Below are 10970 nucleotides of genomic sequence, written 5' to 3'. Positions count from 1 at the left end.
TAACCACCGCACCCCGCGTCAGCGGGCAACCTCCCACCACGGGCCGTGCGGCGCCCCGCTCTCGTGCGTGACTCGAAGGTCGCTCGCGGTGACGCCCTGGTCTTCTCGATTCAGGCGTGGCGGGCGTTCGTGTCGAGCGTCGCCTGATCGGCCCAGCAAAAGTTTGGGCGGCGTTCACCGTGTGAGCTGCGCCGCTCGTCGCGTCATCGGAAGTTTCGTCACCGTAAACGCGTTATCCTCGGTACTCGCGAGACCCGAGGAGCGTGGGGTTGAGTCAAGACACCGAACCCGCTGCGACGGTTGTTGGTCAACCGTCGGCAACCAGGCGCGTGCGCGCCCGCCTCGCGCGGCGCATCACCGCCCAACGAGCGGCCCCGGTGAAGCAGGTTCTGGAACCGCTGGCCGCAGTTCACCGTGACCTCCACCCCAAGGCCGATCTGGCGCTTCTGCAGCACGCATATGACGTTGCCGAGGAGAAGCACCGCCCGCAGCGCCGCAAGTCCGGCGACCCGTACATCACCCACCCGCTCGCCGTGGCGACGATCCTCGCCGAGCTGGGCATGGACACCACGACGCTGGTGGCCGCGCTGCTGCACGACACCGTGGAAGACACCGACTACTCGCTCAACCAGCTCAAGGAAGACTTCGGTGAGGAAGTCGCCCGGCTGGTCGACGGCGTCACGAAGCTCGACAAGGTCAAGCTGGGGGCAGCGGCCGAGGCCGAGACCATCCGCAAGATGGTGATCGCGATGGCGAAGGATCCGCGGGTCCTGGTCATCAAGCTGGCCGACCGGCTGCACAACATGCGCACCATGCGGTTCCTGCCGCCGGAGAAGCAGGCCCGCAAGGCCCGCGAGACGCTCGAGGTGCTCGCGCCGCTGGCCCACCGCCTGGGCATGGCGACCGTGAAGTGGGAGCTGGAGGACCTCGCGTTCGCGATCCTGCAGCCCAAGAAGTACGACGAGATCGTGCGGCTGGTCGCCAAGCGCGCCCCGTCCCGCGACACGTATCTGCGCACGGTGGTCCAGGAGCTCAACGGTCAGCTGGAGACCGCGCGGATCGTCGCGAAGGTCGAGGGCAGGCCGAAGCACTACTACTCGATCAACCAGAAGATGATCGTCCGCGGCCGGGACTTCGACGACATCCACGACCTGGTGGGCGTGCGGATCCTGGTCGACGAGGTGCGCGACTGCTACGCGGCGATGGGCGTTGTCCACGCGGCCTGGCAGCCGATGCCCGGACGGTTCAAGGACTACATCGCGCAGCCCAGGTTCGGCGTCTACCAGTCGCTGCACACGACCGTCATCGGTCCCGACGGCAAGCCTCTCGAGGTGCAGATCCGCACCCACGAGATGCACCAGCGGGCCGAGTACGGCATCGCGGCGCACTGGCGGTACAAGGAGACCAAGGGCACGCACAACGGCAAGTCCGTCGAGATCGACGAGATGGCGTGGATGCGCCAGCTCCTCGACTGGCAGCGGGAAGCCGCGGACCCCGGGGAGTTCCTCGAGGGGCTGCGCTGGGACCTCGCCGCGCGCGAGATCTTCGTGTTCACGCCGAAGGGTGACGTGCAGACGCTGCCGACGGGCTCCACGCCGGTCGACTTCGCCTACGCCGTCCACACCGAGGTGGGGCACCGCTGCATCGGCGCCAGGGTCAACGGTCGTCTGGTCGCGCTCGAACGCAAGCTCGAGAACGGCGAGGTCGTCGAGATCTTCACCTCCAAGGCGGAGGGTGCGGGCCCGTCCCGCGACTGGCTGAGCTTCGTCGCGTCACCGCGCGCCAAGGCGAAGATCAAGCAGTGGTTCGCCAAGGAGCGCAAGGAAGAGGCGATCGAGCACGGCAAGGACGCGATCACCAAGGAAGTCCGCCGCGTCGGCCTGCCCATCCAGCGCCTGGTCAGCGTCGACTCGATGCAGGCCCTCGCCAAGGAACTGCACTACCCGGACATGAGCGCGCTGTACGCGGCGGTCGGGGAGGGGCACACCTCCGCCCGCCACGTCGTGCAACGGCTCGTCGCGCAGCTCGGCGGTGTCGAGCACGCCGAGGAGGAACTGGCCGACCGCGCCACCCCGTCCACGGTCACCCGGCGTCGCCCCACCGGCGACGCGGGCGTGATCGTCAAGGACGCGGGCGACGTGTGGGTGAAGCTCGCCCGCTGCTGCACTCCGGTGCCGGGCGACGACATCCTCGGGTTCGTGACGCGCGGTGGCGGTGTGTCCGTGCACCGCACCGACTGCACGAACGCCGACGAGCTGCTGAAGTCGCCGGAACGCCTGCTCGACGTCGAGTGGGCGCCGTCGTCCTCCAGCGTGTTCCTGGTGGCGATCCAGGTGGAGGCGCTCGACCGGCACCGGCTGCTGTCCGATGTCACGAAGGTGCTGGCCGACGAGCGCGTGAACATCCTGTCGGCGTCGGTGACGACGTCGCGGGACCGCGTGGCCGTCAGCCGTTTCTCGTTCGAGATGGGCGACCCGAAGCACCTCGGGCACGTTCTCAAGGCAGTGCGGAGCGTGGAGGGCGTCTACGACGTCTACCGCGTCACCTCAGCCTCGTAGTTGTTGGAGCGTCTGCAAGTACTACCAACTCGCGGTTGGTAGTACTTGCAGACGTCATTTCACCGGCGCGGGATGCGCCAGTTCTGGGCTGCCGTGCCGTTGCACCACCAGATCTGCAGCCGGGTGAAGTTGTCACTCCACCCGTTCCGCACGTCCAGGCACTGGCCCGACTTCACGTTCACGAACGAGCCGCCCTGCACCCGCCACTGCTGCGCGGCGGTGCCGTTGCAGTCCCACAGCTGCACCGCCGTGCCGGGGTCGGTCCAGCCGTTCGTGACGTCCATGCACCGGCCGAGCGCGCGCAGCGAACCGTCCGCGTCGACCTTCCAGTCCTGCGCGCCGGTGCCGTTGCAGTCGTAGAGCCAGATCGCCGTGCCCGGCCACGTGTGTCCGCCGTCGATGTCGATGCACCTGCCCGCGATGCCCTGGAGCCGGTCCGCGGGCCGGGGGAGCACCCACTGCTGGCTGGGACTTCCGCCGCACCCGGCAAGAGACAGCTGCCCACCGGCCGTCAGGCAACGGCCGCCGAGTTGCAGCGTGCCGTCGGCAGCCGCCGTCCAGCGCTGACCCGCGCAGTCCGACAGCACGACGAGGTCACCCTGCGCCGCTAGGCACTTGCCGAGCGCGCGCAGCGTCCCGTCCGGCTCCGCGGTCCAGCGCTGGGCACTGGTCTTGTTGCAGCTCCACAGTCCGACCGGGGTGCCGTTGGCGGAGTTCGCGCTCGCCACGTCCGCGCAGGCGCCGTAGTTGTTCGTCAGCTGGCCGGTGGCGCCGTTCGGGATCCGGAACGCCGGCTGCCCGATGGTGCCCGTGAGCCGGATGTCCCGCGACGACGCGCCGATGGAGACCGTGAACGTGCCGGTGGGCACCCGGAACGTGCGTTCGCCGGTGTCCCAGAGCGCGAACGACTTCCGGTCGATCGTCATCGACACGCGGGTCGAGTTGCCGGGGTCCAGCGTCACCTTGGCGAAGTCGCGCAGCTGCCGCGGCGGTTCACCCGCCGAGCCCGGATACCCGACGTACAGCTGGGGCACGGCCGATCCTCGCCGGGAACCGCTGTTGCGCACGGTGAACGAGACGCTCACCGCCCCGTCCGGTGCCGACGCCAGGTTGAGGCCGCTGTAGGCGAACGTCGTGTAGCCCAGGCCGTAGCCGAACGGGTACATCGGCGCTGTGCCCGTCGCGTCGTACCAGCGGTAACCGACCTTCAGGCCTTCGCTGTACTCGTAGTTGCCCGCCGCACCGGGATACTGCAGGGGTGACTCCATCGGGTCCGAGTCCAGGTCGACCGGGAACGTCACCGGCAGCCGCCCGGAGGGCTCCGCGGTGCCCCACAGGACGTCGACCAACGCGAGTCCGCCCTGTTCACCGGGGTACCAGGCCTCCATCAGCGCCGGCACCGAGTTCCGCCACGGCATGGTCACCGGGCCGCCGGTCTCCACCACGACTATCGTGCGCGGGTTCACCGCGGCGATGGCGCTGACCAGCTCGTTCTGGTTGCCGGGCAGCTCGATGTCCGCCCGGTCCCAGCCCTCGGTCGTGCGGTCTCCGACGACGACCACGGCGACCTGCGCCGCCTGGGCCGCCTGCACCGCGGCCTGGATCTCGGGGTCGGCCCCGGCCGGGGTGAACCAGTCCAGCGAGAGGTTCGAGAAGCCCGCAGACTCGGTGTAGTCGACCTGGACGCGGTGCGGCACGCCGGCTTGCAGCGTGACGGACCCGCTGCGGGTCTCGGTGCCGTGATCACCCCAGTTGTCCACGACGAGGCCGCCGTCGAGGTACAGGCGGCTGCCGTCGTCACTCGTCAGTGCGAACTCGTAGGTCCCGGTGGCCGCGGCCGTGAGCGTGCCGGTCCAGCGGGCCGACCAGTTGTCCGCGTTCACGCCCGGCGCGGGCGATCCGGTCAGCCAGTTGAAGTCGATCACGCTGTCCGTCCTGGACGCCACCGGTGCGCCCTGCAGACCGCTGTTGTTGAAGAAGTCCGCCCGCAGGCCGGTGAGCGCACCGGCGGGCACTGTGAACGGTTCCAGGCGTGCGCCCACGTGATACGACAGCCCGTTGCCGAGCTTGGCGCGCAAGGCGTCCACCGGCTTCACGGTGTGCTGCGGATAGGGCGTCACCCGCGAGCTGCCGTCGCCGCCGGTGTGCGCCACGTCGCCGTAGATCCCGGACAGCGCGACTGTTGTGGTGGCGTTGGTCAGCGGGAGCAAACCGTTGTCGTTCTTCAGCAGCACGGTGCCCGCCGCGGCCTGGGCGCGAGCGAACGCGGCGTGCTCGGCCGGGTCGAACGAGGTCGGCTGCGCCCCGTCGAGCGCCCCGGTGCGCGCCAGCATTCGCAACACGCGCCGGGCACGCTCGTCCAGCACGGACTTGACGAGCTCACCCGACCGCACGGCACCGGGTAGTCCCGCGTAGTAGGTGGAGCCGCCGAACTCCTGGTCCAGTCCGGCGAGCGCCGACCGCACACCGGAGTGCGTCGCCGGGTAGTCGGAACCGACCACGCCGGAGAAGCCCCACTGGTCGGCCAGCACGTCGTTCAGCAGAGGGAAGTGCTCGCACGCGAACGAGTGGCCGACCTGGTTGTAGGCGCACATCGCCGACCACGCGCCGCCCTGCTTCACCGTCGTCTCGAACGCGGGCAGGTAGATCTCGCGCAGCGTCCGGTCGTCCACATTGGAGCTCGACGCGGTGCGGGCGTTCTCCTGGTTGTTGGCGGCGTAGTGCTTCACCTGAGCCGCGACACCCTGACCCTGCACGCCCGCGACGAAGCTCGCGCCCAGCTGACCCGACAGGTACGGGTCCTCGCCGTAGGTCTCGAAGTTGCGGCCGCCCTGCGGCACCCGCACTATGTTGATCATCGGTGCGTAGAGCACGTGGTACCCGCGTGCTCTGGTCTCCTTGCCCATGAGCGCGCCGGCCTGGCCGGCGAGGGCGCGGTCGAACGTCGAGGCCATCGCGACGGGCGCGGGGAAAGCCGTTGCCGGCTGCCCGTCCCGCACGCCTGCCGGGCCGTCGGTGAGGCGCATCGGGGGGATGCCGAGACGGGGGACACCGCCGACGTACCCGACCTCGTTGTGCCCGATCGGCGCGGAGATCCCGCGCAGGAGGGTGACCTCTTCGTCGATGGTCATCTGTTCCAGCAGGCCGTTCACCCGTTGCTCCAACGAGACCGGGGCCGCTTGTGTAGTGGTCGCCGTGGCGGTGGAAACCGCGCTGGACAGGAGGACTGCGATGGCGGCGATCCTGATCGAGGCCGCGCTTCGCCCAATGTGGACGGTCATTGTCCATCTCCCCTCGCACCAGGGGGAGAGTCTGCGCGCGCGACTCGCCTTTCTTGATCTCTGATGAATGTAAGTGTCCAGAGGATGTAATGCCAGCAGCCGTACGACTGACACCTAAAAGAACGGAGTATCAGCCGAACGGGGAGATACACCCATGGCGCGAGTTCTGAACGTCGTGGCACACCACGACGACGATCTGCTCTTCCTCAGCCCCACCCTCATGAAGGACCTGCGCGACGGGAACACGGTGCGCACCGTGTTCCTCGTCGCGTCGGACTACCACACCTACCCGACCTACATGCAGGAGCGGGAGCTCGGTGTGCGCGAGGCCTACGCGGCGGCCGCCGGGCTGTCGGCCGTCCCGTGGCGCTCGTACGCGTACGGGGCGGGCAACCTCTCGGCGACGCTCTGGACGCTCGGCAACCGGGTGTCGATCCTGGAGAACCGTTTTCCGGACGGCTCCACCCCGCCGGAGAACCGGTTGTGGTTCCTCTACGCGCGCAACCAGACGCTCACCGGGCGGCCGCTGGACTTCACCGCCGCCCAGACCCCCGACCGGGCCGCGGTGATCGCGTTCCTGCGCGCGGTGATCGCGGACTTCCAGCCGGACATCATCAGGACCACGGACCCGACGGCCGATCTGCAGCTGCAGGAGACACCCTCGCAACCGCTCGAAGGCATCTACTTCCACCGCGACCACGTCGCGGCGGCACGGCTGGTGCAGACCGCGATGCTCAACGTCTCTCCCGTCCCGCAGATCGTCTACTACCGCGACTACACGATTCGCGACGCGGCCGGGAACCAGACCGCGGCGGACACGACGTTCAAGCGCAACACGTTCCGCACCTACGCGGTGCACGACGTCGACATCTGCCCGAACGGCGGGGTGAACTGCCCACCGGCCGGCGGGTTCTACGACGACCTGATGAACAAGCAGTACCTCGCGGACGCGACGTGGTTCGGAGACCAGGCGATCCCGTTGCCCGAGGACGACCCCACCAAGCCGTGGCCCGTGCTCGGCCAGTTCTTCAACGTCCGCAACCGGGGCACGAACCTCGAACTGGCCGTGAACAACGCGTCCACCGCGGACCTGGAGCCGATCATCGGCTGGCCGCACAGCGGCACCGCGAACCAGCGGTGGCAGTTCCAGGCGAACCCGCAGGGCTGGGAGCTCGTCGCGAGCCACTCCGGCAAGTCGTTCGACCTGCCGGAGTCGAGCCAGAGTCCCGGAGTGCAGCTGATCCAGTTCACCCGCACCGGCGCGGTGAACCAGACCGTGCGGCTGCGCGGCTCCACGGCCGCGGGCTGGCGGCTGCTCTTCGCCCACTCCGGACTCGCCGTCGCGGTGCAGGGGAGCGGCAACGGCGCGCCGATCGTGCAGCAGACGTTCACCGGCGCGGCGAACCAGCTGTGGGACCTCGTGCCGGCCTAGGACACGCCCAGCGCACGAGAACGGCCCCCGGAGTCGCTCCGGGGGCCGTCCGTCGTGCGTGCGGAGTTAGTTCGCGACCAGCGCGGACTTGATGTCGACCGGGGTCTTCGGCTTGCCGTCACCCTGGCCGGGCTGCTGCGAGATCGTGCCGGTCTTCGCGACCTCGTCGATCTTCTTCAGCGAGTCCTCGTCGACCGTGCCGAAGATCGTGTACTTCGGCTGCAGGTTCGAGCCGTCGCCGTAGACGATGAAGAACTGCGAGCCGTTCGTGTCCGGGCCCGAGTTCGCCATGGCGAGCACGCCGCGGCCGTAGGTGAGCTCCGGGTAGACCTCGTCCTTGAACGAGTAGCCGGGGCCGCCCATGCCGTTGCCGCCGGGGTCGCCGCACTGCAGGACCTGGATGCCCGTGACCACGAGGCGGTGGCACGTGGTGTTGTCGAAGTACTTCTGCTTGGCCAGCGAGACGAAGTTGTTGACCGTGCAGGGGGCCAGCGACTTGTCGAGGGTGAACTTCAGGTCACCGATCGAGGTGCCGAGCGTGAGGCCGACCGTGCCGGTGGCGGGCTGCTCGCCGTTGGCGGGCGGCGTGTTCTCCTTGGCCGCCGGCTCCTGGCCCTTCGTGTATTCACAGTTCACCTTTTCCGGGAGCGCCTGAGGCCGCTTCGGAATCTGGTGCAGGGCGGTGGGGATGTTCTCCGCCTTGTCCACCGCTTCGTTCTGAGGAGTCTCGGACGCGGCGGCGTCGCCGTTACCGAAGTCGTGGGTCGCGAGCCACCACACACCACCTCCGACGAGCGCAACAACGACAACCGTCGAGACGACGGCGATGATGCGACGCTTCTTGGCCCGCTCATGGCGGTAGACCATCTGACGCTCAAGCTTGCGCTTGGCTGCCGCGCGTCGCTGCTCGTTGGTGGGCACGTGCTCCCTCCCCAGGGACTCAGTGCGAAAAGGGCGGACGGACGGGGAGTCTAGGGCCTGGGCATATGAGCTTTGTGTGGTGGTTAGGCTGTCGTTAGAACAGGGAGGTCATTTCGTGCTCGTGATCGGGTTCCCCACTGGTGCGCTCCAGGCGAACTGCTTCGTCCTGGCGACCGGTGAGGGCGAGCCCTGCGTGATCATCGATCCCGGTCAGGACGCGGTCGAGCCGATCGAGCAGGCCTTGCGCAAGCACCGTCTCGCGCCTGTCGCCGTGCTGCTCACGCACGGGCACTTCGACCACACCTTCTCCGTCGCGCCGGTCTGCGACGGCAACGACATCCCCGCGTACATCCACCCGGACGACGTCGAGATGCTCGCCGACCCGCTCAAGGGCGTCAGCCGCGAGTCGGCCGCGTTCTTCGGCGGCAACCTGGAGATGCGCGAGCCGTCCGAGGTCCGCTCGCTGGACGACGGGCTGGATCTCGACCTCGCCGGGCTGAAGATCACCGTCGACCACACGCCGGGCCATACCGGCGGGTCGGTGATGTTCCGCTCCGGCGCGCAGGAAGGGGGTCGCCTGGTGATCTCGGGTGACACGCTCTTCGCCGGTTCCATCGGACGCACCGACCTGCCTGGCGGCGACCACTCGCGCATGCTGTCGTCTCTGCAGAGCAAGGTGCTGACCTTGCCCGACGACACGGTGGTGCTGCCCGGCCACGGCCCGACGACGACCATTGGCCGCGAGCGTGCGACGAACCCCTACCTGGTTGGGTTGGATGCTCCGGCGGCCCCGCACCGAGGACTTTGAGAGACGTGTTTTCCGCACCCAGAGGCGTTCCTGACTACATCCCGCCGACGTCTGCCGCTTTCGTGCACGTTCGGTCAACTCTGACCCGAGCTGCCGAGCTGGCGGGCTACGGCTACGTCGAGCTGCCCGTCTTCGAGGACACGGCGCTGTTCGCGCGCGGTGTCGGCGAGTCGACCGACGTCGTGTCGAAGGAGATGTACACCTTCCTCGACCGCGGCGACCGGTCCATCACGCTGCGCCCCGAGGGCACCGCGGGCGTGATGCGGGCCGTGATCGAGCACAGCCTCGACCGCGGGCAGCTGCCGGTGAAGCTCTACTACGCGGGCCAGTTCTTCCGCGCCGAGGCCCCGCAGGCCGGCCGATACCGGCAGTTCCACCAGGTCGGCATCGAGGCGATCGGCGTGGACGACCCGGCTCTGGACGCCGAGGTCATCGCGGTCGGCGACGCCGGGTTCCGCGCGCTGGGTCTCACCGGGTACCGGCTGGAGATCACCTCGCTGGGCGACTCGAACTGCCGCCCTGCCTACCGCGAGCTGCTGCAGGCGTTCCTGGCGAAGCTGCCGCTCGACGAGGCGACCCGTCAGCGCGCCGAGCTGAACCCGCTGCGGGTGCTCGACGACAAGCGGCCGGAGGTGCGGGCTCTCGTAGCCGACGCGCCGCTGATGGTGGACCACCTGTGTGACGCGTGCCGTGAGCACTACGAGCTGGTCAAGGCGTACCTGACCGAGCTGGGCGTGAAGTTCGTCGAGAACCCGCGCATGGTCCGCGGCCTCGACTACTACACGAAGACGACGTTCGAGTTCGTCCACGACGGGCTGGGCGCGCAGTCGGGCATCGGCGGCGGTGGCCGGTACGACGGCCTGATGGCGCAGCTCGGCGGTCAGGAGCTGTCCGGTGTGGGCTTCGGCCTCGGCGTCGACCGCGCTCTGCTCGCTGCTCAGGCCGAGGGAGTGCTGCCGGAGTTCAGCCGCGTCGACGTCATCGGCGTGCCGCTGGGCGAGGCAGCGCGGGCCAGGCTCGTGGCGATCGCCGGCGAGCTGCGTGCCGCGGGTGTGCGCACGGACCTGGTGTACGGAGGCAAGTCGATGAAGGCGGGCTTCAAGGTCGCGGACCGCTCGGGCGCTCGGGTTGCGCTGGTGCTCGGTGAGCGCGACCTGGAGTCCGGGCAGATCGGCATCAAGACCCTGGCCACGGGCGAGCAGGTCTCCGTGGCGCTGACCGACGTGGTCGAGGCGGTGCGGAAGGCGCTGTGAGCCCAGAGGAGAAGAGCGCGGGCGGCAAGAGCCCGGGCGAGAAGCTCGTGCTCGATCTGCTGGACAAGGCGACGGTCCGCAAGCGTGCGCGCATGGTCGCGATCGGCGGCATCATGGTCGCCCTCGCGTTCGGCGCGATCGTGGGCCTGATCGGCGGGCGGTGGCCGGGTGTCATCGCCGCGCTGATCGTCGCCGTGCCGGTGGTGCTGCTGGCGATGTCCGAGGCACGCCGCACGGTGTGGCTGGAGGGCACGCGCGTCAACGTGCGCGCCTTCGGGACTCGCACGGTCGACCTGACCACCGCCGACACGCTGGACCTGCTGGTCACGGACCTGCGCGGTGCCCGGACCGTCGGCCTGTTCGTGCGCGGCGGCAAGAAGGCGATCAACATCGCGCTGTCGATGTACGCCGGCACCGGTGGCCGTGAGCTGGGCATCTACCAGCTGCGCAGGCTCGCCGACTCGCTGGCGTCCCGTGGTGACACGCCCGGGCTGGTGTTCTCCGAGCTGCTGGTGGCCCAGTTGCGGGCCGAGGCGCGCGGACTGGCCGCGGCCGACCGTCCGCTGTACCGGCTGGGGTCGCTGGCTCCGTCCGGCCGGATGGCGCAGAAGCTCCATCCGGACGCGGTCTCGAAGTTCGTGACCTCGCTCGACTAACCCCCGTTTTGGGATGAAGGGAACCTTCATCCACGTGAGGTGGATGAAGGTTCCCTTCATC

8 protein-coding genes are annotated in these 10970 nt (G+C 69.0%); 6 read left to right on the top strand and 2 right to left on the bottom strand.

The window, feature by feature from the left end:
- Nucleotides 1-45 precede the first annotated feature (45 nt).
- Nucleotides 46-147, top strand: coding sequence for a DUF397 domain-containing protein (locus UK23_RS55180; RefSeq protein WP_082115374.1), 102 nt, complete (start codon nt 46-48; stop codon nt 145-147).
- Between the two features lie 122 nt (nt 148-269).
- Nucleotides 270-2558 (top strand): RelA/SpoT family protein, encoded by a 2289-nt coding sequence (locus tag UK23_RS40315; RefSeq protein WP_045317073.1) that lies wholly within the window; start codon nt 270-272, stop codon nt 2556-2558.
- 59 nt (nt 2559-2617) lie between these two features.
- On the opposite strand, the gene UK23_RS40310 is transcribed toward UK23_RS40315, so the two are convergent.
- A complete protein-coding gene (locus tag UK23_RS40310; RefSeq protein ID WP_082115373.1) occupies nt 2618-5839 on the bottom strand; it encodes a glycoside hydrolase family 3 C-terminal domain-containing protein in 3222 nt (1073 codons plus the stop codon).
- A gap of 154 nt (nt 5840-5993) precedes the next feature.
- Between UK23_RS40310 and UK23_RS40305 the strand changes: the two genes are divergently transcribed.
- On the top strand, nt 5994-7271 hold the full coding sequence (locus UK23_RS40305; protein ID WP_045317071.1) for an RICIN domain-containing protein: 1278 nt from the start codon (nt 5994-5996) through the stop codon (nt 7269-7271).
- 66 nt (nt 7272-7337) lie between these two features.
- On the opposite strand, the gene UK23_RS40300 is transcribed toward UK23_RS40305, so the two are convergent.
- Nucleotides 7338-8192 carry a peptidylprolyl isomerase gene (locus UK23_RS40300; RefSeq protein ID WP_045317070.1) on the bottom strand — a complete coding sequence of 285 codons (855 nt, stop codon included), beginning with the start codon at nt 8190-8192 and terminating at the stop codon, nt 7338-7340.
- A 115-nt stretch (nt 8193-8307) separates the two neighbouring features.
- Here UK23_RS40300 and UK23_RS40295 point away from each other — a divergent pair, with 115 nt between their 5' ends.
- The 3 genes from UK23_RS40295 to UK23_RS40285 are packed head-to-tail and all read left to right on the top strand — an operon-like array spanning nt 8308 to nt 10909.
- Nucleotides 8308-9000, top strand: coding sequence for an MBL fold metallo-hydrolase (locus tag UK23_RS40295; RefSeq protein ID WP_045317069.1), 693 nt, complete (start codon nt 8308-8310; stop codon nt 8998-9000).
- Between the two features lie 5 nt (nt 9001-9005).
- A complete protein-coding gene (gene hisS, locus UK23_RS40290) occupies nt 9006-10253 on the top strand; it encodes a histidine--tRNA ligase (protein WP_419503921.1) in 1248 nt (415 codons plus the stop codon).
- The gene (locus UK23_RS40285) at nt 10250-10909 is read left to right on the top strand and encodes a hypothetical protein (RefSeq protein WP_045317067.1); all 660 of its coding nucleotides are present in this window, start codon (nt 10250-10252) and stop codon (nt 10907-10909) included. Before hisS ends, UK23_RS40285 begins: the two co-directional genes overlap by 4 nt.
- Nucleotides 10910-10970 lie beyond the last annotated feature (61 nt).

The organism is Lentzea aerocolonigenes (genome assembly GCF_000955955.1).
GTDB lineage: Bacteria > Actinomycetota > Actinomycetes > Mycobacteriales > Pseudonocardiaceae > Lentzea > Lentzea aerocolonigenes_A.
Note: the sequence above shows the minus strand (reverse complement) of the source record. Positions and strands in the feature narration are given on the sequence as shown.